General features: G+C 70.9%; 21 protein-coding genes. 13 read left to right on the top strand and 8 right to left on the bottom strand.

Annotation, left to right across the window (positions count from 1 at the left end):
* Positions 1-9 precede the first annotated feature (9 nt).
* The 4 genes from Scani_RS29070 to Scani_RS29085 all read left to right on the top strand — a co-directional run bounded on the left by Scani_RS29070 (position 10) and on the right by Scani_RS29085 (position 3,356).
* Positions 10-2,193, top strand: coding sequence for an SUKH-4 family immunity protein (locus Scani_RS29070; RefSeq protein WP_159480760.1), 2,184 nt, complete (start codon positions 10-12; stop codon positions 2,191-2,193).
* A gap of 21 nt (positions 2,194-2,214) precedes the next feature.
* Positions 2,215-2,559, top strand: a complete 345-nt coding sequence (locus tag Scani_RS29075; protein WP_246296208.1) for an SUKH-4 family immunity protein — start codon at positions 2,215-2,217, stop codon at positions 2,557-2,559.
* Positions 2,560-2,660: 101 nt separating this feature from the next.
* Positions 2,661-2,972, top strand: a complete 312-nt coding sequence (locus tag Scani_RS29080; protein ID WP_159480761.1) for an SUKH-4 family immunity protein — start codon at positions 2,661-2,663, stop codon at positions 2,970-2,972.
* A gap of 27 nt (positions 2,973-2,999) precedes the next feature.
* Positions 3,000-3,356 (top strand): toxin-antitoxin system YwqK family antitoxin, encoded by a 357-nt coding sequence (locus Scani_RS29085; RefSeq protein ID WP_159480762.1) that lies wholly within the window; start codon positions 3,000-3,002, stop codon positions 3,354-3,356.
* 39 nt (positions 3,357-3,395) lie between these two features.
* Here the strand turns inward: Scani_RS29085 and aac(6') are convergent, their stop codons facing one another.
* On the bottom strand, positions 3,396-3,887 hold the full coding sequence (aac(6'), locus tag Scani_RS29090) for an aminoglycoside 6'-N-acetyltransferase (protein WP_159480763.1): 492 nt from the start codon (positions 3,885-3,887) through the stop codon (positions 3,396-3,398).
* A 235-nt stretch (positions 3,888-4,122) separates the two neighbouring features.
* Between aac(6') and Scani_RS29095 the strand changes: the two genes are divergently transcribed.
* The 5 genes from Scani_RS29095 to Scani_RS29115 all read left to right on the top strand — a co-directional run bounded on the left by Scani_RS29095 (position 4,123) and on the right by Scani_RS29115 (position 8,520).
* Positions 4,123-5,382 (top strand): ABC transporter substrate-binding protein, encoded by a 1,260-nt coding sequence (locus Scani_RS29095; RefSeq protein WP_159480764.1) that lies wholly within the window; start codon positions 4,123-4,125, stop codon positions 5,380-5,382.
* Positions 5,379-6,383, top strand: a complete 1,005-nt coding sequence (locus Scani_RS29100) for a carbohydrate ABC transporter permease (RefSeq protein WP_246296210.1) — start codon at positions 5,379-5,381, stop codon at positions 6,381-6,383. The genes Scani_RS29095 and Scani_RS29100 overlap by 4 nt, the downstream gene beginning before the upstream one ends.
* 6 nt (positions 6,384-6,389) lie before the next feature.
* Positions 6,390-7,226 carry a carbohydrate ABC transporter permease gene (locus Scani_RS29105; RefSeq protein WP_159480765.1) on the top strand — a complete coding sequence of 279 codons (837 nt, stop codon included), beginning with the start codon at positions 6,390-6,392 and terminating at the stop codon, positions 7,224-7,226.
* A 40-nt stretch (positions 7,227-7,266) separates the two neighbouring features.
* Positions 7,267-7,407 carry a hypothetical protein gene (locus tag Scani_RS29110; protein WP_159480766.1) on the top strand — a complete coding sequence of 47 codons (141 nt, stop codon included), beginning with the start codon at positions 7,267-7,269 and terminating at the stop codon, positions 7,405-7,407.
* Positions 7,408-7,572: 165 nt separating this feature from the next.
* The gene (locus tag Scani_RS29115) at positions 7,573-8,520 is read left to right on the top strand and encodes a TauD/TfdA dioxygenase family protein (protein ID WP_159480767.1); all 948 of its coding nucleotides are present in this window, start codon (positions 7,573-7,575) and stop codon (positions 8,518-8,520) included.
* A gap of 202 nt (positions 8,521-8,722) precedes the next feature.
* Here the strand turns inward: Scani_RS29115 and Scani_RS29120 are convergent, their stop codons facing one another.
* From Scani_RS29120 to dusB, 5 genes are all read right to left on the bottom strand, one after another.
* Positions 8,723-9,568: an ArsR/SmtB family transcription factor gene (locus Scani_RS29120; protein ID WP_159480768.1), complete on the bottom strand. Its 846-nt coding sequence runs from the start codon at positions 9,566-9,568 to the stop codon at positions 8,723-8,725.
* Positions 9,569-10,290: 722 nt separating this feature from the next.
* Complete coding sequence (ppdK, locus tag Scani_RS29125) at positions 10,291-12,984, bottom strand: pyruvate, phosphate dikinase (protein ID WP_159480769.1); 2,694 nt, start codon at positions 12,982-12,984, stop codon at positions 10,291-10,293.
* 367 nt (positions 12,985-13,351) lie between these two features.
* A complete protein-coding gene (locus Scani_RS29130; protein ID WP_159480770.1) occupies positions 13,352-14,095 on the bottom strand; it encodes a type 1 glutamine amidotransferase in 744 nt (247 codons plus the stop codon).
* A gap of 114 nt (positions 14,096-14,209) precedes the next feature.
* The gene (locus tag Scani_RS29135) at positions 14,210-14,806 is read right to left on the bottom strand and encodes a MarR family winged helix-turn-helix transcriptional regulator (RefSeq protein WP_167538154.1); all 597 of its coding nucleotides are present in this window, start codon (positions 14,804-14,806) and stop codon (positions 14,210-14,212) included.
* A gap of 305 nt (positions 14,807-15,111) precedes the next feature.
* Positions 15,112-16,239 (bottom strand): tRNA dihydrouridine synthase DusB, encoded by a 1,128-nt coding sequence (gene dusB, locus Scani_RS29140; protein ID WP_159480772.1) that lies wholly within the window; start codon positions 16,237-16,239, stop codon positions 15,112-15,114.
* 154 nt (positions 16,240-16,393) lie between these two features.
* Between dusB and Scani_RS29145 the strand changes: the two genes are divergently transcribed.
* Positions 16,394-17,848, top strand: coding sequence for an MFS transporter (locus tag Scani_RS29145; protein ID WP_159480773.1), 1,455 nt, complete (start codon positions 16,394-16,396; stop codon positions 17,846-17,848).
* Between the two features lie 125 nt (positions 17,849-17,973).
* Positions 17,974-18,555 carry a hypothetical protein gene (locus Scani_RS29150; protein WP_159480774.1) on the top strand — a complete coding sequence of 194 codons (582 nt, stop codon included), beginning with the start codon at positions 17,974-17,976 and terminating at the stop codon, positions 18,553-18,555.
* Between the two features lie 117 nt (positions 18,556-18,672).
* On the opposite strand, the gene Scani_RS29155 is transcribed toward Scani_RS29150, so the two are convergent.
* A complete protein-coding gene (locus Scani_RS29155) occupies positions 18,673-19,224 on the bottom strand; it encodes a YciI family protein (protein WP_159480775.1) in 552 nt (183 codons plus the stop codon).
* A 62-nt stretch (positions 19,225-19,286) separates the two neighbouring features.
* Positions 19,287-20,210, bottom strand: a complete 924-nt coding sequence (locus tag Scani_RS29160) for a helix-turn-helix transcriptional regulator (protein ID WP_246296212.1) — start codon at positions 20,208-20,210, stop codon at positions 19,287-19,289.
* 122 nt (positions 20,211-20,332) lie between these two features.
* Between Scani_RS29160 and Scani_RS29165 the strand changes: the two genes are divergently transcribed.
* Both Scani_RS29165 and Scani_RS29170 read left to right on the top strand, forming a co-directional pair.
* Complete coding sequence (locus Scani_RS29165; RefSeq protein WP_159480776.1) at positions 20,333-21,847, top strand: MFS transporter; 1,515 nt, start codon at positions 20,333-20,335, stop codon at positions 21,845-21,847.
* A gap of 231 nt (positions 21,848-22,078) precedes the next feature.
* Positions 22,079-23,083, top strand: coding sequence for an aldo/keto reductase (locus tag Scani_RS29170; RefSeq protein WP_159480777.1), 1,005 nt, complete (start codon positions 22,079-22,081; stop codon positions 23,081-23,083).
* Positions 23,084-23,144 lie beyond the last annotated feature (61 nt).

The raw sequence follows: 23,144 nt of genomic DNA on the forward strand, positions 1-23,144 counted from the left end.
AAGTCAGTGATGACGTCCGACATCCCGCATCCGGAGCGAACGACACCCGACCGGGCCGTGACCGGCCTTGTCGACTGGTGGAGGCACGGCGCTCAGCGCGTGGCGGAGGTGACCGGTCCGCCGGCCTGCGGCCGCACCCAGGTGCTGACGGAGGTCGCTGCCGCGGTGCCCGGGGCGGTGACCGTGGATGCCACCGATCTGACCGCCGAGGAGATCGTCGACCGGATCGTGGCCTCCGCCGGCGTGGAACTGCCCTTGGAGCGACGTGCCGGATGGGCCGACTCCCTGGCGGATTCCGCGGTGCGCGAGAGTCTCGTCGTCCTCACCAACGTCCAGCGCGCGGGCCGTACCCGCCGCTCGCCGCAGCCCGACCGGATCGTCCGCCTCATGGCCTCCGACCTGGCCGTGGGGGCGCGGACGAAGGTCCTCGTCGAAAGGTCCCAGGACGACGACAGGTTGGCGCACGACCGCCTGGTCGTCACCCTTGCCGCACCGCCGTCCGAAGCCGCCTCGGCCGGCATCCCGCCGGGCGGCCGCGGCGCGGACGCGGTGGGGAGCACGGCACTTCGAGCCCTCGCCCTGGCGGAAGTCCGGCACACTCCGCTCGCCGTATGGGAGGAGCTGACGCGCGCTCTCGGCGCCTACGAGGGACAGCACGTCGACACGGACGGCCTGTTGGAGGACGGGGCGCATCTCGTCGCCCTCGCCGAGGACGGCACGGTCTCGTTCCGCGACGAACGGGTCGCCGAGGCGGCGCGCCGCACCGTCCCGTCCGACGCGCTCACGGCCGTGAACCGCCGGCTCGTCGAGTGGCTGCGGAACTGGGCAGCCGGACGGCCAGCGCCACAGGGCTGGGCTTCGACGGACGCCGTCGGCCGGTACGCGGCCCATGGACTGGCGATGCACGCTGTCCAAGCCGGAGTCTTCGACGAAGTGCAGCGGGACGGACGGCTGGTGGCGCACCTCTCGCAGGTCGCCCTCATCGACGCCGCCCACAGTCAGGATCCGGACTGGATCGATCCCGACACCCTCGCCGCCGATGCCGCGAACCTCTGGCTGAGCGGAGTCGATTCCCTCCCGCAGCACGAATGGGCGTCCTGGCTGCACCTCACGAGCACGGTCCGCGGCGACGAGGAGACCGCTGCCGCGATCGAGCGCTCAGGCGTAGCACTGCCCTGGCGGGTGCGCTGGGCACACTGGCGGCCGCCGGGCGGAATGGGCGCCCCGTACGTGCAGCCCGGTCCGCTCACCCAGCCGGCGGTTGTACCGGAAGGTGCATGGCCGGGCCGGACCGCCGTGACGGCCAGGGGGCTGTGGGACGACCGCTTCCGGGTGTGGGATGCGGAGTCGGGCGAGGCGCTCGCCGGTCCCTGGCAAGGCGAGCTCCCCACAGCGGGGCAACGGGAGCCGCTCTGGCGTCCGGACGAGGACAGCGGTGTCACTCCCGATTGGGCCGATCTCCTCGAACACGTCGAGGAGCCGGCCTTCCTCACCGGCCGGCTCGGCTTCGAGAACGTCACCGTGGTGACCGGCTCGGGAGGGGTGTTCGCCGTTGAGCCGACGACACCGGACGCCTTCGAGGGCCTCCACCGGGTGCACGGCGAGCCCCTGCTCAAGGACGCCGGATATCTCTGCGCCGTCAGCAAGAAGGCCTCGGACGGTAGTGGGCTCTTCTGGCCCGAATTGTTCGAGCCGCAGTCCGTACGACGCTGCGCCGCCGATGCGCTCCCCGACGATCCGGCCGACGCAGAGGCTCTCCGCCTCCTCCAGGAGGTGGGGCTGCCCGCATTCGACGGCGCGGCGATGGGCCTGCTCGCGCTCGACGAGGATCCCGCACTCACCGCGCTGGGCACGGGCGACGACGACGTCCTGTCGTGGGATCCGCCAGGGCCCTACTACCGGATCGGCATGTGGAGGGGGCGGGACATCGCCGTCCATGGCTCCAGCGGGCAGGTCCACTTGCTGCCGGCAGACCCCGAGGACGACGAAGAGCCCGCTCTGATCGCCGGCAGCCTCCGCACCTTCATCGATCTGCTCCAGACGTATCTCTCGGGTCGGTGCATGCTCGCCATGGCCGGCGGCCGGATCGAGCTGGAGGCGATCAGAGAAGATATGGAGATCACGCTGTCGAGCATCGATGAACCCGGAACGGATTCGGGCGTCTGGAGTGTTGACCTTGAAGAGGACTACTGACCGGGACGGTGAGGTAACCCCATGACGCCATCCAATCCCCCAGGCCCCGAACAGCCCGCCCGCCCGGCGCCGGCCAGCGCCGAGGAAGCCGTGGAGATCGCCCGCACGCAGTACTCGCCCGTATGGCCTGACGGCACCCCGGCCCCGCTCAAGGTCAGCGAGTTCGACATCGGATATGTCGTCTACGCCGAGCTCCCGCCCCACCCCGCGACCACCCCGTCGGGAAAGCGCAACCGGCCCAGGAGCCCCGGCGGTTCCTGCGTCGTGGTCACCAAGGACACCGGCGAGGTCTGCCGCGTCCCACAGCGGCCGCTGCCCGACTCGATCGCCCTTTTCCGCAAGTTCTACCGGCCGGACACGCTGTGAGACGGGCGGGAAAATGACAGTGGCGGGATGAGTGTGCCCGCGAGTGGAGCCTCATCCCGCCCCCCGCCCGAGGCCCACCGGTGAACAGGAGATACCTCGCCATGCCGCAGGACCGCCCCACCCCGCCGACCACCCCCGAGGAAGCGCTCGCCCTCGTCCGTAGCCGCTACGCCGAGCCGAAGCTCCCGGACGGCTCCCCCGCCCCCCTGCACGTCCACGAATTCGACATCGGCTACCTCGTGTACGCCACCTTCCCCCGTACACCGGACGCATCCGGCGCGCCCCAGCCGGCCCAGCCCGGCGGGTCGAAGATCATCGTGGCCAAGGACACCGGCGAGACCGTCACCGTGCCCAACTTCCCCACCGAGGCGGCCATCGCGCTGTACCGCAAACAGCGCCAGGCCAACGCGTAGCGGGAGGAGTCCTGTTGCCGCACCGGAGTGACCCTGCGCATCGACGATGAGGACTCATACCGCGACGACGATATGCGCGTCCACCACGAGGACGAGCCCTTCACCGGCGAAGTCGTCCACCGGGATGCCGACGGCCGGGTGAGCGCCCTCATTTCCTACGTCGAGGGAGTGCCCTCCGGGCCGCAGACCGAGTGGTATTCCGACGGGTCGAAGAGGAACGAAGGCCAGACCCGGTGGGGTCTCGCCGTCGGGGACTGGCGCCGATGGCACCCGAACGGCCGGCTGGCGGAGCATTCCGTTTTCAGTCCGCAGGGCCGGCGAACACGGCGCCGGCGTTGGGATCAGGACGGCAACCTCACGGAGGACAGGTCGTTCACCACCTGACCCGCTCTTCGCTCTGCGAAGCGGCCCGGCCCCGTCCCCTCACGTCACCTCGTCCGCCAGCAGATCCATCAGCAACCCGTCCGCCCAGCCGCCCGTGCGGTAGTCGCGGCCGTACGCGCGCATGATGCCCACGGGCTTGAAGCCGACCTTGCGGTAGCTGCGGATGGCGGCGGTGTTGGCGGCGGCCGGGTCGATGGTCAGGCGGTGGTGGCCGCGCTCGCGGATCAGCCAGCGGGCCAGGGTGCGTACGGCGTCCGTGCCGAGGCCCTGGCCGTGTCGCTGTGCGGTGAGGAAGATGTCGATGGTGGCGTGACGGAACTCGGGGTGGGTCTCCTCGTCGAACTGGATCGCCCCGATGACCTCACCGTCGGCGACGACGGCGAGCATCTCCCGGTAGTCGTCCGGCACCGACCACCAGGCCGCGACCTCCGGCTCCCGGACGATACGGCCGAGCGTCTCGATATCGCCGTCCGCTGTCGGCCGGAGGACGACCGAGGCTCCCTGAAGCGCGACTCCCTGAGGCGGGTTCATGCTCGCATTGTCCTGCGTACCGCGTGGGCGGGGACGAGGATGAGCCACCGCTGAAGCACGGGGGCGGCTGCCGGTTGCTGTCGCACGTGGGCGCGCGCCGGCAGCCCGGGCCTCCCGGGCGGCCCCGTTTCGTGCGGATGCCCTGCGCGCTTCACAGTCGTGCGGCAGAGTGGACGGTCGCACCGTCGGTGATCGACGATCACCGGAAGGTTACGAGCGCAGGGGGCGACGTGCCATGGCGGAGATCGACAGGCGGCGGCTGTTGGCGGCCGGCGGCGGGGTGGCCCTTGCCGCGGGGCTGGCGGCGGCGTGCGGGTCCAACACCGGCCGCGGGGGCGGTGGTTCGGGTCCGGGAATCAGTCAGTGGTACCACCAGTACGGGGAGCCGGGGACCCAGCAGGCCGTGAAGCGGTACGCCGCCGCGTACACGAAGGCGGACGTCTCGGTGCAGTGGCGGCCGGGGGATTACGACCGGCAGACGGCGGCCGCGCTGCTCACCGACTCGGGGCCGGACGTCTTCGAGGTCAACGGACCGCTGCTGGACCAGATCCAGGGCGGGCAGGTCGTCGATCTGACCGCCGAGATCGAGCCGGTGAGGGACGACTTCCACCAGGCCGTACTGGCGCCGAAGATCTGGCAGGACAAGATCTGGGGCATCCCGCAGGCCGTGGACATGCAGGTGCTCTATTACCGCAAGAGTCTGCTGAAGAAGGCCGGGGTCCAGCCGCCGCGGACGCTCGACGAGCTGGTGGACGGGGCGAAGAAGCTCAGCGACAAGCAGACCAAGGGACTCTTCCTGGGCAATGACGGCGGGGCCGGAGTGCTCGGCGGAACGCCGTTGTTCGCCGCCGGGCTGAGCCTGATCAGTGCGGACGGCAAGGTCGGGTTCGACGATCCGGCGGCGGCTCGTGCGCTCGGGAAGATCCGGCAGCTGTACGCGGACAAGTCGCTGCTGCTCGGTGCGCCCACGGACTGGTCCGATCCGGCCGCGTTCCTCCAGGGGCTGACCGCGATGCAGTGGTCGGGGCTGTGGGCGCTGCCGCAGATCAAGAAGGCGCTGGGGGACGACTTCGGGGTGCTGCCGTTCCCGGAGGACGGAAGTGGAGGGAAGCCTTCCGTTCCGGTGGGCGCCTACGGCTCCGCGGTGAGTGCGCGCAGCAAGCGGACGGCGGAGGCGAAGGCGTTCGCCACGTGGCTGTGGGTGGACCGCACCGACTTCCAGCAGGACTTCGCGCTGTCGTACGGGTTCCACATCCCGGCCCGGATCTCCCTGGCGAAGAAGGCCCGGCAGCTGCAGAGCGGGCCGGCGGCGGACGCGGTCCGGTTCGCGACCGAACACGGATATGCCGAGCCGCTGTTGTGGACGACCCCGGACCGTACCGCCTATCAGGACGCGCTGAGCCGGATCATCAAGGGCGGCGCCAACCCGGAGAGCGAGCTGAAGGCCGTGGTGCGCAAGGTCGAGGCCGATCTGCGGCGGGTCAAGAAGAAATGACGGCGGGCCGGACCGAAGAGGCGGTCACCGATGTACCGGCCCCGCGGGCCGCAGTGGCGCCGGGCGCCGAGCCCCGCTCGCTCGGCGCCCGGCTGCTCGGCCCACAGCGGCGGAATCTCTGGTTCTGGCTCTTCGTCGGGCCGTTCGCGATCGGGCTGGGGCTGTTCACCTACGTGCCGTTGGTGTGGAGCGTCTACCTGAGCTTCTTCGACGCGCACAACACCGTGAGTCCGGCCGGCTCGGACTTCGTCGGGCTGGGCAACTACGGCGCGATGCTGAGCGATCCGGCATTCCTCGGCAGCCTGGGCACCTTTCTGCTGTTCACGGCGTTCATCGTGCCGGCGACCTATGCGCTGTCGCTCGCGCTCGCGCTGATGGTCAACCGGCTGCGCTTCGCCCAGGCGTTCTTCCGGTCGGTGTTCTTCCTGCCGACGGCCTGCTCGTATGTCGTCGCGGCGGTGATCTGGAAGCTGTCGATCTTCAACGGGGTGCGGTTCGGGCTGGCCAACACCGTGCTGGGGTGGTTCGGCGCGGAGCAGACCGCCTGGCTGTCGACGACCGATCCGCCCTGGTACTGGCTGGTCATCGTGACCGTACGGCTGTGGCTGCAGGCCGGGTTCTACATGATCCTCTTCCTGGCCGGGCTGCAGCGGATCTCGCCGCAGTTGTACGAGGCGGCGGCGGTGGACGGCGCGCGGCCCGGCTGGCAGGTCTTCCGGCACATCACCTTTCCGCAGTTGCGCGCCACCTCGGTGGCAGTGGTGCTGCTGTTGGTGATCAACGCGTTCCAGGCGTTCGACGAGTTCTACAACCTGCTGAGCGACGCGCGCGGCTATCCGCCCTACGCCCGGCCGCCGTTGGTCTACCTGTACTACACGGCGCTCGGACGGGACCAGAACCTCGGACTGGGCAGCGCGGGTGCGGTGATCCTGGCGCTGATCATCGCGGTGGCGACGGTCGTCCAGGCCCGCTGGTTCGGCCTCGGCCGCAAGGAGGAGTGAGCACCGATGCATGATGCGCTGACCAGAGCCGGGCGCGCGCTGCGGCTCGTCTTCCTGATCGCCCTCGCGCTGCTGTTCCTGATCCCCTTCTACCTGCTGGTGCGGAACGGGCTGGCGACCGAGCGGGACATCACGGCGCCCGGCTGGACGTTCTTCCCGCACACGCTGCAGTGGTCGAACCTGACCGAGGTCTTCCGGGACCCGAACCTCCCCCTGGGGCGGGCGCTGCTCAACTCCACGCTGATCGCGGTCTCGACGACCCTCGGTACGGTGCTGCTGGCCTCCCTCGCGGGATACGGCCTGGCCCGGATCCCCTACCGGCGGGCCAATCTCGTCTTCTACGCGATCCTGGGGACGCTGATGGTCCCGGCGGCCGTGACGTTCGTGCCGAGCTTCGTGCTGGTGTCGACGCTCGGCTGGATCTCCACGCTGCGGGGGCTGGTCGTGCCGACGCTGTTCAGCGCGTTCGCCTGCTTCATCTTCCGGCAGTACTTTCTGGGCTTCCCCAAGGAGCTGGAGGACGCGGCACGGGTCGACGGGCTCGGCTACTGGCGGACGTACTGGCGGATCGTGGTGCCCAACGCCCGGCCGGTCTTCGCCGCCGTCGGCACCATCGTCTTCATCGGCGCCTGGAACGCGTTCCTGTGGCCGCTGGTGATCGGGCAGGACCGGGAGGCCTGGACGGTGCAGGTGGCGCTGTCGACGTTCACCACCGCGCAGAACCTCAATCTGCACGAGCTGTTCGTGGCCGCGGCGGTCTCGATCGCCCCGTTGGTGGTGGTCTTCCTGCTGCTCCAGCGGTACATCGTCGCGGGCGTGGAGCGCAGCGGAATCGACGACTGACGGATTGAGGACACCCGCCCGAGGGAGTACGGTGCGTGGCATGAGCACGCACCCGACCGCCCGTGAGGTGGCACCGCGCGACCGCGGTCCCCACGGCGAGTGCGCGCCCCGCGGCCTGAGCTTCCTGCGCCGCCGCGGCCGGGTGGGGTCTCCCCCGGTCTGCTGTCCCTGTACGTCCTGACGGCTTCACGCGCCGACGTCCGACGTCGACGGCCAACGTTCCCCGGCCGTGTCCCCCGTGGCCGCACGACGCGCTCCGCCCGCACTGTGCATGGCTTCCCGCGCGCACTCTCCCTCCCCTCGCTCCCCTACGCCCTTCTCCGCCGCTCCCCTTCAGGAGGACCAGTTGACGACCCTCGCCGACTCCCCGGCTCCCCTCGCCCCCGCCCTGCGCCCCCACCGCATCCCCGCCGACGGCCTGTACGAAGGTCACCGCGTCCTGCGCCGGACTCCCGAAGGCTGGGACGACCGGCCGTACGAGCGCTTCGAGATCGTGCCGCAGGCGGCCACCATCGGGGCCGAAATCCGTGGGCTGGACCTGTCCCGCCCGCTGTCCGACGGCCTGCGCGCGGAGCTGAACCGGGCGTTGCTGGAGTGGAAGGTGCTGTTCTTCCGCGGGCAGCATCTGAGCTCCGCGGCACAGCGCGAATTCGCTCGTAATTGGGGTGAGCTGGAGAGCAACCCGTTGCTGGCGCGGGGCGATTCGAAGGATGTGGTGCGGTTCGACAAGGCGGCCGGCGGGGTCCCGACGTTCGAGAACGTATGGCACACGGATGTCACGTTCCTGGAACGGCCCGCGCTGGGTGCGGTGTTGCAACTGCGGGAGGTCCCGCCCACGGGCGGCGACACGATGTGGGCCGATATGGCGGCGGCATACGACAATTTGCCTCCGGAAATCCGGGCACGGATCAATGACGCGCGGGCGGTGCACGACTATCTCCCGGGTTTCGCGCGCTTCTACTCCGCGGCTCAACTGGCGCCATTTCAGGAGGAGTTCCCTCCGGTTGAGCACCCGGTGGTGCGCCGGCACCCGGAGACCGGGCGGCGGATGCTGTTCGTCAACGCCTCCTTCACCACCCGGATCGTGGGTCTGGAGGAGGCGGAGAGCGACCGGCTGTTGCGGCTGTTGTTCCAGCAGGCGCAGGTGCCGGAGTTTCAGGTGCGGTGGCGCTGGCAGGCGGGGGACCTCGCGTTCTGGGACAACCGCGCCACCCAGCACTACGCGGTGAACGACTACGGGCCGCACCGCCGGGTCGCCGAACGGGTCGCCATCGCGGGCGATCGCCCCTGCTGACGGGCAGCGGCCTCGCACAGCCGGCGGCGCCCGTCAGGAGGACGGACCCGCCGGGCGCCCAGAGCCCCGCGGAGGGCGGCAGGGCGTCCCCGGCGCACGGGCCGAGCAGCCCCACGCCCAGAGCGCCCAGGACGCCCCCGGCGCGCGGCACAGGGTGCCCCACGCGCCCGGAGACGCCCCCGGCGCCGTTCACCTCGGCCGCTCACCCCAGCCGTTCGTACGCCGCCGCCTCCGCCGGACGCGCACCGCGCAGCAGGGCCGCGCCCAGCGGGGTGAGGGTGTGCAGCACCGCGTTGCCCTGCCGCAGGGTGACCAGCAGGCCGGCGTCGCGGAGCACCGTCGCGTGCTGACTGGCCGAGGCCAGCGAGACATCGGCGCGGCGGGCGAGTTCGCTGGTGGTGCAGCCGACGCCGATGCCCTGGAGTATCGCGGAACGGGTCTGGCCGACGAGCCGGCCGAGGGAACGTTCCGGCGGGACCTGCGGGGTGAGCCGCGGTGTGTGGTGTTCCACGGGGTAGACCAGCACGGGCGTGAGGTCCGTGTTGTGGAAGGTGACCGGGGTGCGGCGACAGAAGTACGACGGCAGCAGCAACAGCCCCCGGCCGCCGAGGTGGAGGTCGCGGTCCACCGGATAGTCGGCCTCCAGGACGGGCGGGCGCCAGCGCATCATCGGCGGGAGCGAGGCGAGCAGCCGGTCCGCGCCGCCGTCGAGCAACGCCCTGCCGCGGGCGGCCCGGTCGGCCTCGATACGGCTCTGGACGCGCGGCCAGTGCGGGGCGACGGCCGCCTCGTAGTAGCGCTGGAGGATGCCGGCGAGTCTGCCCAGGGCGCGGGTGTCCCCCTCGGCCATCGCCCGTATCCACGACGGGAACGGGCGGGCGGCCATGGAGAGCCGGGCGAGTTCCTCGTGCAGCCGGCTCGCGGGCGTCTCGCGCAGCGCCGCGAGCGCGTCGGTCAGGCCCAGCACGCCTTCGGCGGGCGTCAGGAAATCGGGGAAATACCCGCGGGTGGGCACGAGCGGCGCCAGCAGTCGCGCTTCGCCATTCAACTTTCCGCGCGTTTCCGATCGCCATTTGCCGAACGTCGAATCGTCCCGCCGGTCGCGCAGCCGGTGAAAGCTTAAGACGGTCTCCCACAGTGCGTCCGGGCGTGCCGCAATGCGCACGCGGGCCAGATCGAGTCCACTGAAATGGACGCGTAACACCGAACCCCACCCCTGGTTTGCTCCGTCGGCCCCCGGCACGCCTGAGTATGCACGCCAACACGCGCGGTCACCATGCCCTTTTGGCCAGACTTGAAAGTGGTCGCGCCACCGGGCAGGTCGGAGGAAAGCTTGTACTCAATTCAGCGGCGGCGCGAACGGACCGGGTTGCTCGATCCCGTGGGGGGTGATGGGCAACCACCCGGCCGGTCGCCAGCCCCGCTGAAGGCCGCCTTCCCGCGCCGACCGGGGTGGCGGCAGCTCCCGAGGGGGGAGTCCGGAGAAAGCGAGGGCGGCACCTCCGCACAGGTGCCGCCCTCGTTCCCGTTCCGGAGCGCACGACAACGCGACGCGCCGACAGCGACGGCCCAGGAGCGCCCCTGCCGCACAAAAACCGAGGGCGGCACCTCCGCACAGGTGCCGCCCTCGTTGGGGTTCCGGAGCCGACAGCCGGGCGGCTGAGGGTTGGGCCCGCACCGCAGGCTCCGGTGGTCGTTCAGGCCACCGCAGGCGCGCTCGGCGCCCGCGGTGACCGGTGGGGACAGCGGTGACCGCTGCCCCCGGTGCGGTCAGCGGCTGTCGCTGCCCTTGGACTCCGCGGCCGCGCGGCCCGCCTCCAGTCGTGCGACCGGGATGCGGAACGGGGAGCAGGAGACGTAGTCCAGGCCCGCTTCGTGGAAGAAGTGGACGGACTCCGGGTCGCCGCCGTGCTCGCCGCAGACACCGAGCTTGAGGTCCGGGCGGGTGGCCCGGCCGGCCGCGACGGCGTTGCGGACCAGGGAGCCCACGCCGTCCTTGTCGATGGTCTCGAACGGGCTGACGCCGAAGATGCCCTTCTCCAGGTACGCGGTGAAGAAGCTGGCCTCGACGTCGTCGCGGCTGAAGCCCCAGACCGTCTGCGTGAGGTCGTTCGTACCGAAGGAGAAGAAGTCGGCCGACTCGGCGATCTGACCGGCCGTGAGGGCGGCGCGGGGCAGCTCGATCATCGTGCCGAGGGTGAGCTTGAGGCTGACGCCGTGGGTCTTCTCGACCTCGGCGATGACCTGCTCGGCCTCGTCGCGGACGATCTCCAGCTCCTGGACGGTGCCGACCAGCGGAATCATGATCTCCGCGCGCGGGTCGCCCTTGGCGTTCTTGCGCTCGGCGGCCGCCTCGGCGATCGCGCGCACCTGCATCGCGAACAGACCGGGGATGACCAGGCCGAGGCGCACGCCGCGCAGACCCAGCATCGGGTTCTGCTCGTGCAGCTTGTGCACGGCCTGCAGCAGGCGCAGATCGTTCTCGTTGGCGTCCTTGCGGGCCTCGGCGAGCGCGACCCGGACCGACAGCTCGGTGATGTCGGGCAGGAACTCGTGCAGCGGCGGGTCCAGCAGCCGGACGGTCACCGGCAGTCCGTCCATCGACTCGAACAGCTCGATGAAGTCGGACTTCTGGAGCGGCAGCAGCTGGCTGAGCGCGGCCTCGCGGTCGCTCTCGGTGTCGGCCAGGATGAGCCGCTCGACCATCTCGCGGCGCTCGCCGAGGAACATGTGCTCGGTGCGGCACAGGCCGATGCCCTGGGCGCCGAACCGGCGGGCGCGCGCGGCGTCCTCGGCGTTGTCGGCGTTGGCCCGTACGCGCAGCCGGCGTACCCGGTCCGCGTAGGCCATGATCCGGTGGACGGCCTTGACCAGCTCGTCGGCGTCCTCGGCGCCGGCGTGCATCCGGCCCTCGAAGTACTCCACGACCGGGGACGGCACGACCGGCACCTCGCCGGCGTAGACCTTCCCGGTGGAGCCGTCGATGGAGACGACGTCGCCCTCCTCGATGACGGTCCCGTCCTGGGTCGTCATCCGGCGGGCCTTGGTGTCGACCTCCAGCTCCTCGGCGCCGCAGACACAGGTCTTGCCCATGCCGCGGGCGACGACGGCGGCGTGCGAGGTCTTGCCGCCGCGGGAGGTTAGGATGCCCTCGGCGGCGATCATGCCGTTGAGGTCGTCGGGGTTGGTCTCGCGGCGGATCAGGATGACCTTCTCGCCGGAGCGCGACCACTTGACGGCGGTGTACGAGTCGAAGACGGCCTTGCCGACCGCCGCGCCCGGGGAGGCGGCGATGCCGCGGCCGATCGTCTCGGACTTCGCGCCCAGGTCGAAGCGGGGGAACATCAGCTGCGCCAGCTGCGCGCCGTTGACCCGCTGGAGGGCCTCGGCCTCGTCGATCAGGCCCTGGTCGACGAGCTGGGTGGCGATCCGGAAGGCGGCACCGGCGGTGCGCTTGCCGACCCGGGTCTGCAGCATCCACAGCTTGCCGCGCTCGATGGTGAACTCGATGTCGCACAGGTCCTTGTAGTGCGTTTCGAGCGTCTCCATGATCTGCATCAGCTCGTCGTACGACGCCTTGTCGATGTTCTCGAGGTCGGCGAGCGGCACGGTGTTGCGGATACCGGCGACGACGTCCTCGCCCTGCGCGTTCTGCAGGTAGTCGCCGTAGACGCCCTGGTGGCCGCTGGCGGGGTCGCGGGTGAAGGCGACGCCGGTGCCGGAGTCCGGGCCGAGGTTGCCGAAGACCATGGAGCAGACGTTGACCGCGGTGCCGAGGTCGCCGGGGATGCGCTCCTGGCGGCGGTAGAGCTTGGCGCGGTCGGTGTTCCACGAGTCGAAGACCGCGCGCACGGCGAGGTCCATCTGCTCGCGGGGCTCCTGCGGGAAGTCGCGGCCGGTCTCCTTGGACACGATGTCCTTGAAGTGCCCGACCAGGCTCTTGAGGTCGGCGGCGTCGAGGTCGATGTCGACGCGGACGCCCTTGGCCTGCTTGGCCTCCTCCAGCGCCTCCTCGAAGAGCTCGCCGTCGACGCCCAGCACGGTCTTGCCGAACATCTGGATGAGGCGGCGGTAGGAGTCCCACGCGAAGCGCTCGTCGCCGGCCTGCGCGGCGAGGCCGGAAACCGATGCATCGGAGAGGCCGATGTTGAGGACGGTGTCCATCATGCCGGGCATGGAGAACTTCGCCCCGGAACGGACCGATACGAGCAGAGGGTCGTCGGCCTGGCCGAGCTTCTTGCCCATCTCCTGCTCAAGGGTGTCGAGGTGCTCGGAGACTTCGGCACGCAGTGCCGCGGGCTCGGTGCCGCTGTCGAGGTAGACCTTGCAGGCTTCAGTGGTGATCACGAAGCCGGGAGGGACGGGAAGTCCCAGGTTGGTCATCTCGGCGAGGTTCGCGCCCTTGCCGCCTAGGAGGTCCTTGAGGTCCTTGTTGCCCTCGGTGAAGTCGTAGACGAACTTCACGGACGAAGGCTGGGTTACGTGGGGATCTTGCGTTTCCGGCACGGCACTGACTCCTCGCCGACGGGCTGCCCTGACGGCCAGGAACATACCCAGATCGAAGGCGTATGGGTACGTCCACTTGGTCGACATACGTGTGTAACCAGTCGTCCGCCACTGGATCGAAAGTGATCACGCATTCGGCGGCGCCTTCATTACCTGAATGCATCACTCCGCTACGCAGTCAAAAGTGGGGTCGTGTGCTACTCAGTGCAACGAATGGCGTAATCAGTCGAACACATGAGCCCTGGCACCCGGTGCCACCATTGGAGAGATGGAACCCCCTACCGACCGCTCATCTGAGCGCAACGCCTATCAGGGGTGGCGAGAATCACGCGCTCATGTGTGACTGGGTCCCATCATTTGGACCCTCTTCGGGGGCTCGATCCATGACCTGATCAAGGAATGCGTCGACCAGAACGCGCGCCCGCTCCCGTGCGGCCGGCAGATCTGCCCGCAATTCGGCCACCAGCCGCTCCGGGTCGACCCCGACCTCCGCCGCGATCGCCGTCCCGTCCTCGTCGAACCAGGCCTGCAGCACCTCGGGCGTCAGCTCCGGATGGAACTGCACCCCCCACGAGCGGCCGCAGACGAAGGCCTGCGAGGCGAACTCGTTGCGCGCCACCTCCCGGGCGCCCGGCGGCAGCAGCCAGCGGTCCCCGTGGAACTGGAACCAGGGCCCCGCCCCGACCAGATCCGGCGCGTCGGTGGTGAGGCGGCTCCAGCCCAGTTCGAAGCGCGGGGCGACCTCGATGCCCCCGCCGAGGGCCGTGGCCAGCGCCTGACCGCCGAAACAGATGCCGAGCACCGGTATCCCGGCCTCGTGCGCCGACCGCAGCAGGGCCAGCTCCGCCTCGATCCAGGCGTTCCGCCGCGCCACCGACCACGGAGCACCGAGTGTCAGGATCAGGTCATAGTTCTCGGCCGCCGGGAAGGCCACCTCGACGTCCGGAGTCGTATACCGCTCGGCCGGCACGACGAGCAGCTCGTCGAGCTCGAAGCCCCGCTCGGCCAGCCGCTCGCCTATGTGGCCCGCGGTGGACAGATGGTCGTGGACGATGACCAAGGCGCGCATATGGGCACTCCCCTGTGGTGGTGGGGCCGGTGTCGGGCCCTCGACCGATGTGTGGGCCGGGATCGGACCCGATTGTCGTGGACGCGAGGGCCGATGCGCCCCGGCAGTCCCCTCCTACCCCTCGTGCCCCGCCGTCTCGTGCCTCTTGGCCCGGCGGCCGCTCCGTCGTGGCCGGGGGTCGTGGCCGTCCAGCAGTTCCAGGCGGCGGTCCGCGCCTCGGGTCTCGACCTGCACCACGATCCGGCGCAGCAGGTCCGCCAGGTCCAGCGCCTCGTCGTCGCTCAATTCCCCGGTGACGAAGACTTCTTCGGCGTTGAACTCCGGAAAGACCCGGCCCATCAGCCGCTCGCCCTCCGGGGTGAGCGCGAGCAGGGCGAGCCGCCCGTCGCCCGGGTGGGTCTTGCGCTCCATCAGGCCGCGGGCCTGGAGGGTGCGGGCGACGCCGGTGAGCGTGCCCTTGGAGATGCCGGCCTCCTCGGCGACCCGGCGGGTCTCCATCTCGCCCCCGATCCACACCACCCACAGCACGACGAACGAGGTCCAGGTCAGCTCGGCGCCGCGCAGTACGGAGTTCTCGAAGTGCTGCCGTACGGCCGCCGCGGCGCGGTAGATGTTCGCGACCGCCGCCATCTGCTCGTGGCGGACGGGGGTGTCGCCGAGCTTGGCCCGGACGGCCTGCTCCGTGTCGTCGATGGAACGGTGCCCGCTCACCACGGCGTCTCCCTCAGCGTCGTCCGCGCTCCCGGCCGCCCCGCACCGCATCTCGTCGGGGGCCGGGCGGGCCGGTTGCGGGCCGCCGCACGCCCCTTCCGCATCCCGTATCCGGTGTTCCGCACCCGGACCGGTACGCGCGCAGCCCGTACGGACTCAAACGGTAGCGCGAGGGGTGCCGGTCCGCCGTCGGTCGTGGCGCCGACACGCCGACATACCGATGCGCAGGCCTGCACGCTTATGGTGCGGCCGACGCGCTCCGCCCCCGGCCGCCCCCGTATCCGCCCCGGCCGCCCGCTGCCGGCTCAGCCGCCCGACGTGTCCAGCTCCGCGTCCGCGTCCACGCCCGCGCAGTCGTAGGGGTCGTCGAGCCAGCCGTCCGGCAGCACGACCCGGTTGCGGCCGGAGGTGCGGCCGCGGGGGCCGTCCGCGCCGACCGGCCACGGCTGGTCCAGGTCCAGCTCCGACAGCAGCGCGTCCAGCTCGTCGAGCGAAGAGGTCACCGCGAGGCTGCGGCGCATCTCGGAGCCGATCGAGAAGCCCTTGGTGTACCAGGCGACGTGCTTACGGAAGTCGATCACGCCACGGGTCTCGTCGCCGATCCACTCGCCGAGCAGCGTGGCGTGCCGCAGCATCACCGCCGCGACCTCCTTGAGGGTGGGCTGCGCGTAGGTGCCGGTCCCCTCGAAGGCCGCCACCAGATCGCCGAACAGCCAGGGCCGCCCCAGGCAGCCGCGTCCCACGACCACACCGTCGCAGCCGGTCTCGCGCATCATCCGCTGGGCGTCGTCGGCCGACCAGATGTCGCCGTTGCCGAGCACCGGGATCTCCGGGACGTGCTCCTTGAGGCGCGCGATGGCGTCCCAGTCGGCGGTGCCGCCGTAGTGCTGGGCCGCGGTCCGCCCGTGCAGGGCGATCGCCGTGATGCCCTCCTCGGCGGCGATCCGCCCGGCGTCCAGGTAGGTGATGTGGTCGTCGTCGATGCCCTTGCGCATCTTCATCGTCACGGGCAGCGCGCCCGCGTTCGCCACCGCCTCGCGCAGGATCGAGCGCAGCAGGTTCCGCTTGTACGGCAGCGCCGAGCCGCCGCCCTTGCGGGTCACCTTCGGGACCGGGCAGCCGAAGTTCAGGTCGATGTGGTCGGCGAGGTCCTCTTCCGCGATCATGCGGGCGGCCTTGCCGACGGTGTCCGGGTCGACGCCGTACAGCTGGATCGAGCGCGGCTTCTCGGTCTCGTCGAAGTGGATCAGCTGCATGGTCTTCTCGTTGCGCTCGACCAGCGCCCGCGTCGTGATCATTTCGCTGACGAACAGGCCCTTGCCGCCGCTGAACTCCCGGCACAGCGTCCGGAACGGGGCATTGGTGATACCGGCCATGGGCGCGAGCACCACGGGCGGCTGCACCGCATGCGGACCGATCTGCAGCAGAGTCATGACGGCGATACCTTCGGCTTTCTTCGGCTTCCTTCGACCAGGCGGGCGGGCGGCGGCCGTGAGCACGGTCCGGCCGCTGCGATCTCCCATTGTCCCGCACCGCGCGAGTGGCCCCGCCAGGACCGGGAGCACGGGATCGTTGTAGCGTTCAACCATGCCTGAGCTCAGCCGTCGACGGCGTCTCCTGGTGCTGGCGATCTGCTGTATGAGCCTGCTGATCGTCAGCCTCGACAACACCATCCTCAATGTCGCCCTGCCGTCCGTACAGCGTGAGCTGCACGTCTCGGTCTCCGGCATGCAGTGGACGATCGACGCCTACACCCTGGTCCTGGCATCGCTGCTGATGCTGGCCGGCTCCACCGCCGACCGGCTCGGCCGGCGCCGGGTCTTCCTGGTCGGCCTGGTGGTCTTCGCCCTCGGCTCGTTGCTGTGCAGCCTGGCTCCCGGCCTGGAGTGGCTGGTGGTCTTCCGGATGGTGCAGGCGGTCGGCGGCTCGATGCTCAACCCCGTCGCCATGTCGATCATCACCAACACCTTCACCGAGCCGCGGGAGCGGGCCCGCGCGATCGGGGTGTGGGGCGGGGTCGTCGGCATCAGCATGGCGGCCGGGCCGGTGATCGGCGGGCTGCTGGTGCAGAGCGTCGGCTGGCGCTCGATCTTCTGGATCAACGTTCCGATCGGCGCGCTCGCGCTCTTCCTGACCCTGCGCTACGTCCCGGAGTCCCGCGCCCCCCGGCCGCGCCGCGTCGACCCGGTCGGCCAGCTGCTGGTGATCGCGCTGCTCGGCTCGCTGACGTACGCGATCATCGAGGCCCCCGACGCCGGCTGGACGTCCCCCGAGATCCTGACGTTCGTGCTGGTCGCGCTGGTGTCCCTGGCCGGCCTGATCGTCTACGAGCGGCGCCGTACGGAACCCCTCATCGATCTGCGGTTCTTCCACAGCGCGCCGTTCAGCGGGGCCACGATCGTGGCGGTGTGCGCCTTCGCCGCCCTCGCCGGCTTCCTCTTCATCAACACGCTGTATCTGCAGAACATCCGTGGCCTGTCCGCTTTGGACGCCGGTCTCTACATGCTCCCCATGGCCGGGATGACGCTGGTCTTCGCGCCGGTTTCGGGGCGGCTGGTCGGCAACCGGGGGCCGCGGCTGCCGTTGCTCCTCGCCGGGGCGGCGATGGGGGCGAGCGGGCTGCTCTTCGCGGCGTTCGACGCACAGTCGACGAACCCGCTGCTGTTCACCGGCTATGTCCTGTTCGGCATCGGGTTCGGCCTGGTCAATGCGCCGATCACCAACACCGCGGTGTCCGGTATGCCCCGCACCCAGGCAGGAGTGGCCGCCGCCGTCGCCTCCACCAGCCGGCAGGTCGGGCAGTCCCTCGGCGTGGCGGTGATCGGCGCCGTACTGGCGAGCGGGGCACACGCCGCCGCCACCGCGGACGCCTTCATCGCGGCCGGCCGCCCCGCTTGGTGGATCATCGCCGGCTGCGGTGCGGCCGTCCTGCTGCTCGGCGCCCTGACGACGGGCCGGTGGGCGAAGGCGACGGCCGACCGGACGGCGCTGCTGTTCGACGACGGGACACAGGGGCTCCGGGCGGCGGACGCACGGTCATAGGGGCGGGAGGGGCGGGCGCCGACCGGGAGCCCGCCTCCGGTCGGGAACGATCCGCTCGGCACCCGTCGTACGGCGGTTTCGCCGGAGATCATCCGCGGGTGATCTCCGGCTGGCAGGATCGCACCATGGCGACATCTCCGACGATCGACTACGTACGAGTGGCCGACGTTCTCACCGACCTCGGCATGATCACCCGGGAGACGGCGCAACGCGTCCTGGACGACTTCGGGGACCTCGCGCACGGCGCACTGACACGGCATGATCACATAGCCGCCGCCCTCGAGGACTTCGGCGTGGCCGTCAGCATCCACGCCGATGACGTCGACTTCGCCGACGCGCACTACCCCTGGCTCCTGGAAGAGGCGGCGGCCCTCACCGGCGGGAAGGTCACCGTCGACAACTTCCGTTTCGCCAGGGCGGACGAGGACGACGAGGACAACGGCCGGGGAACGCTGTACTTCGACCGCAACGGCAAGGAGCTCTCCTTCCTCATCGAGCAGGAGTCGAACGACTACCTCGACATGGGCGCGGCGCAGGCCGCCATCGAAGAGCTCAGCCCCGACGACGACCCGCGGTCCTTCCGCTGCGTCGACAACGGCCCCGGGAACTCCCTGGGGACCATGGACGACATCATGGTCCTGGCCACGGCCGAGCAGCGCGAAGGACTCGGCCGGCACCTCGGCCTCAGCTTCCGCGAGCCGTGGTGAGGACGACACGGGTCCCCGGTGGGTGTCAGGGCGAGGCGTCCGTGGGCGCGGGCGGGGCATGAGGTTGCCGAGCGATCCGAAGCGCTTCGACGGTGACGTCGGCAGGATGTCGCCGGGTCATGACGGCCGCCCGCCGAACTGCCAGTGGTGCACCTCGATGTCGGCGTACCGGCCCGGGGTCAGGACGGCGCGCGCCGCGTCCGGGTCCGGTGCCCGGACCAACGCTGCCGTGCCGAGCCAGGTGGCGCCGTCGTCGGACAGCAGCGGCCCGTAGGCGATCAACTCGTCCCGGCCGGGCGGCACCGCGAGGTCGGCGGCCGGTCCCGTGGCGAGGCCGAGCACCAGATACCGGTTGCCGCCGTCACTGCCGCCGGGGAAGTCCCACATGGTGCGCCCCAGCGTGTTGCGCCACCGTCGCAGCAGCACGTCCCGGTAGGCACCGGCCTGATAGTTCGGCTCATCGAAGGCGAAGGCGCGGGCGGCGACGGGATCGGGCAGGTCGACGATGTGCACGCTGCCGGTGAGGGTGTCGCCGTCGTCGGCGAAGGTCGGGCCCCGGGCGATCATCTCCTTCGCGTACCGGTCCATGTAGGACCAGTGCTCTTCCAGCAGCTCGTCGCGCAGCGGCAGGGAGCCGGGCCGGTCGCGGTGGAAACAGAGGAACTCCATGCCCCAGGGTCTCTTCCGGGAGGTCACCAGGTCGAGCGGGTTTCGCTACGAGCCGCGCACCCTCACACCGTGACGAGCTCCGCCGACTCCGCCGCCAGCCGCTCCAGCCGCTCCCGGGTCAACTCGTCCACCGGCGTGTAGGACAGCAGCTTGGGGCCGGGGTTGGGGCCCGTCCACAGGCTCGTGGAGGACAGTTGCAGCACGCCCACCCGCGGATGCCGGAAGAGTTTGACGGAGCTCATCGGGCGGACGACCTCGTGCTGCGCCCAGATCGACCGGAACTCGGCCGACGCCTCCGTCAGCCGCGCGACCAGCGCCTTCCAGGCCGGCTCCGCGACGTGCTCGGCCATCGACGCCCGGAACTTGGCGGCCATCACCCGCATCGTGGCGTCCAGATCGACCACGCTCGCCCGCCACTCGGGGTGGGTGAACGCCAGCCACATGCAGTTGCGGTCCTCTTCGGGCAGCGCGTCGAGGTCGCACATCAGGCGGCCGTATGTGGCGTTGTAGGCGAGGATGTCGAACCGGCTGTTCTGGAGGACGGCTGGGAACGGCTCCAACTGGCGGAGCACCTGCCGCAGTTCGCGCGTGACACCCGTGCACTCCTTGCCCGGCGTCGGGTCGATCGCCCCGGCCAGCGCGAACAGATGGCTGCGCTCGGCGCGGTCGAGCAGCAGCGCACGGGCGACCGCGTCCAGGACCTGCGGCGATACGTGGATGTCCCGGGCCTGTTCGAGCCAGGTGTACCAGGTGACACCGACGGCGCCGAGGTGTGCGACCTCCTCCCGGCGCAGACCGGGGGTACGGCGGCGGGCACCCCGGGGCAGCCCGACCTGCTCCGGCGTGATCCGCTCCCGCCGGCTGCGCAGGAAGGCGGCCAGCTCGGCCCGGCGGACGGCGTCGTCGCCCGGGGCGGTGCCGTGTCGTGGGGCGGCGGTGCCACCGGGGCCTGTGGCAGTCTGCGTCAGGGGCGGGTCCACGGTCATGCCTCCAGGGTGCCGCAGGCCGGAACCGGTTGCCAGGTAGCACCGGTACCAGGATAGAAACACTCTGGTACCAGCCTGCGCGGTCGACGATCGTCGAGTTCGTGAGCAATACCCGAGCACAGATGACCACCGCAAACCCCCCGGCCGCGACCCTTGAAGCCCAGGCCGCCCTCCCGGTCGCCGCGGCCCCGGAGGCGCCGGCGACCCCGGCAGCCCCGGCCGCGCCCGGACCCGCCCCGCAGCGGCACCCGGCCACGACCGTACTGACCCCGCTCGGCCTGCTGACCGTGCTGCTGGGCGCGGCCCTCCCGATGATCGACTTCTTTATCGTCAATGTCGCGCTGCCGACCATCGACCACGACCTGCACGCGGGGCCCGCGATGCTGGAGATGGTGGTGGCCGGTTACGGCGTCGCCTACGCCATGCTGTTGGTGCTCGGCGGTCGGCTCGGCGACATGATCGGCCGCCGTCGGCTGTTCCTGTGGGGCCTGGCCGCCTTCGGCCTCACCTCGCTGGCCTGCGGTCTTGCCCCGGACGCCGGGACGCTGGTGGCCGCCCGGGTCGCCCAGGGCGCCGCGGCCGCGCTGCTGCTGCCGCAGGTGCTCGCCACCATCCAGGCCACGACCACCGGCAAGCGGCGCGCCAAGGCGGTCAGCCTGTACGGCGGCACGGCAGGCGTCGCCAGCGCCGTCGGCCAGGTACTCGGCGGCCTGCTGGTCTCCGTCGACCTGGCGGGCACCGGCTGGCGCGCGGTCTTCCTGGTGAACGTCCCGATCTCCGCCGCCGCCTGGCTGCTGGCCGCCCGTACGGTCCCCGAGACCCGCTCCCCGCACCCGAGCCGGGTGGACGGCATCGGGACCGCGCTGCTCGCCGCCACGCTGATCACCCTGCTGCTGCCGCTGACCGAGGGCCGGGCGGCCGGCTGGCCGGCGTGGTCCTGGGTGCTGCTGGCCGTCTTCCCGTTCGTCGCCGCCGCGTTCGTGCTCGTCGAGCACCGGGCCGAACGTGCGGGCCGTACCCCGCTCGTCCCGCCCTCGCTGCTGCGCATCCCCTCCGTGAACAGCGGACTCACCATGATCATCCCGTTCACGCTGGGCTTCGGCGGCTTTATGTTCGTGGTCGCCGTCGCGCTCCAGAACGGCCTGCACTACGGCCCGTTCGCGGCCGGACTGTCCCTGGCGCCGCTGTGCGTCACGTTCTTCTTCGCCTCGCTCGCCGGTCCGCGGCTGGTGATGCGGTTCGGGCGGCGGGTGGTGGTCGCCGGTTCGGCGATCCAGGGCATCGGCCTGATCGCCCTGGCGCTGACCGTGCACACGGGCTGGCCCGGGATATCGGTGGCCGGACTCGCATCGAGCATGGCGGTCCTGGGACTCGGGCAGGGCATGGTGCTGCCGGTACTGATGCGCATCGTGCTGAGCGAACTGCCGGTGGCACAGGCGGGCGTGGGCGGCGGCGTCATGGTCACCACCCAGCAGTCCGGTCTCGCCCTGGGCGTGGCCACCCTCGGCACGCTCTTCCTCGGACTGCTGCCGTCCCTCGGCGTCCGCGACGCGATGCTCGCGGCCCTGCTGACGCAACTGGCGATCGTCGCGGGCACGACGGCGCTCGCCCTGCGTCTGCCCCGGACCCTGCGCTGAGCTGCGCCGGCACGCCCCTGACCTGAGCTGCGCTGCGCTGACCTGCGAGGGAGCGACGGGGCGAGGGCGGACGGGGATCGACTCGCGGCATGACGGCTGACAGGTATTGAAATCTGTCAGCCGTCATGCCATAGTGAAGGCACGGCGGCCGCCGCTCTTCGCATCCGCTCACCGATCCCGCCGCCCTCCGCATCCCCTGCCCCCATCCCTCCCGTTCTCCAGGAGCACGCAGTGCAGATCCGCACCCTGGGCACCACCGGCCCACAGACCTCCGCCCTCGGCCTCGGCTGCATGGGCATGTCCGCCCTCTACGGCGACAGCGACCGCGGCGAGTCCATCGCCACCGTTCACGCCGCCCTCGACGCGGGCATCACCCTGCTCGACACCGGCGACTTCTACGGCATGGGCCACAACGAACTGCTGATCAACGAGGCGCTGCGCACGGCCCCCGCGGCGGCTCGCGAAAAGGCGCGGATCAGCGTGAAGTTCGGCGCCCTGCGCACGGTCGAAGGGGGCTTCACCGGCTATGACGGCCGACCGAAGGCGGTGAAGAACTTCGCCGCGTACTCCCTCCAGCGCCTCGGCACGGACCACATCGACATCTACCGGATCGCCCGGATCGATCCGGACGTCCCGGTCGAGGAGACCGTCGGAGCCATCGCCGAGCTGGTCGAGGCCGGCCACGTCCGGCACATCGGCCTCTCCGAGGTCGGCGCGGAGACCCTGCGCCGGGCCGCCGCCGTCGCCCCGATCTCCGACCTCCAGATCGAGTACTCCCTCATCTCCCGCGGCATCGAGGAGTCGATCCTGCCGACCGCCCGCGAGCTGGGCATCGGCATCACCGCCTACGGCGTCCTGTCCCGCGGCCTGATCAGCGGCCACTTCAGCCGCGACCGCAAGCTCGCCGCGAACGACTTCCGCGGCATGAGCCCGCGCTTCCAGGGCGAGAACCTCGACCGCAACCTCGACCTGGTGGACGCCCTGCGCAAGATCGCCGAGCAGAAGGGCGTCTCGGTCGCCCAGACCGCCATCGCCTGGGTGCTCTCCCGCGGCGAGGACATCGTCCCGCTGGTCGGCGCCCGCCGCCGCGACCGGCTGACCGAGGCGCTCGGCGCCCTGGACGTCGCCCTCGGCGCCGACGATCTGGCCGCCATCGAACACGCCGTTCCGGCCGATGCCGCCGCCGGCGACCGTTACCCCTCCGAACAGATGGCCCACCTGGACAGCGAGCGCTGACCACGAGGGCGGCGTGACCACCGGAGCGGGTTCGGGTCACGGCCAGGTACCGTCCCGTAGG

It is taken from the genome of Streptomyces caniferus (assembly GCF_009811555.1).
Lineage (GTDB): Bacteria > Actinomycetota > Actinomycetes > Streptomycetales > Streptomycetaceae > Streptomyces > Streptomyces caniferus.

What these genes read in the sequence shown, in the direction of transcription:
- Scani_RS29080 (WP_159480761.1), top strand. Translation starts at nt 2,661, where the DNA reads ATGCCGCAGGACCGCCCCACCCCGCCGACCACCCCCGAGGAAGCGCTC.
- dusB (WP_159480772.1), bottom strand. Translation starts at nt 16,239, where the DNA reads ATGACTCTGCTGCAGATCGGTCCGCATGCGGTGCAGCCGCCCGTGGTG.
- Scani_RS29150 (WP_159480774.1), top strand. Translation starts at nt 17,974, where the DNA reads ATGGCGACATCTCCGACGATCGACTACGTACGAGTGGCCGACGTTCTC.
- Scani_RS29165 (WP_159480776.1), top strand. Translation starts at nt 20,333, where the DNA reads ATGACCACCGCAAACCCCCCGGCCGCGACCCTTGAAGCCCAGGCCGCC.
- Scani_RS29110 (WP_159480766.1), top strand. Translation starts at nt 7,267, where the DNA reads ATGAGCACGCACCCGACCGCCCGTGAGGTGGCACCGCGCGACCGCGGT.
- Scani_RS29100 (WP_246296210.1), top strand. Translation starts at nt 5,379, where the DNA reads ATGACGGCGGGCCGGACCGAAGAGGCGGTCACCGATGTACCGGCCCCG.
- Scani_RS29105 (WP_159480765.1), top strand. Translation starts at nt 6,390, where the DNA reads ATGCATGATGCGCTGACCAGAGCCGGGCGCGCGCTGCGGCTCGTCTTC.
- Scani_RS29075 (WP_246296208.1), top strand. Translation starts at nt 2,215, where the DNA reads ATGACGCCATCCAATCCCCCAGGCCCCGAACAGCCCGCCCGCCCGGCG.
- Scani_RS29155 (WP_159480775.1), bottom strand. Translation starts at nt 19,224, where the DNA reads ATGGAGTTCCTCTGTTTCCACCGCGACCGGCCCGGCTCCCTGCCGCTG.
- Scani_RS29070 (WP_159480760.1), top strand. Translation starts at nt 10, where the DNA reads ATGACGTCCGACATCCCGCATCCGGAGCGAACGACACCCGACCGGGCC.
- Scani_RS29160 (WP_246296212.1), bottom strand. Translation starts at nt 20,210, where the DNA reads ATGACCGTGGACCCGCCCCTGACGCAGACTGCCACAGGCCCCGGTGGC.
- Scani_RS29145 (WP_159480773.1), top strand. Translation starts at nt 16,394, where the DNA reads ATGCCTGAGCTCAGCCGTCGACGGCGTCTCCTGGTGCTGGCGATCTGC.
- Scani_RS29095 (WP_159480764.1), top strand. Translation starts at nt 4,123, where the DNA reads ATGGCGGAGATCGACAGGCGGCGGCTGTTGGCGGCCGGCGGCGGGGTG.
- Scani_RS29130 (WP_159480770.1), bottom strand. Translation starts at nt 14,095, where the DNA reads ATGCGCGCCTTGGTCATCGTCCACGACCATCTGTCCACCGCGGGCCAC.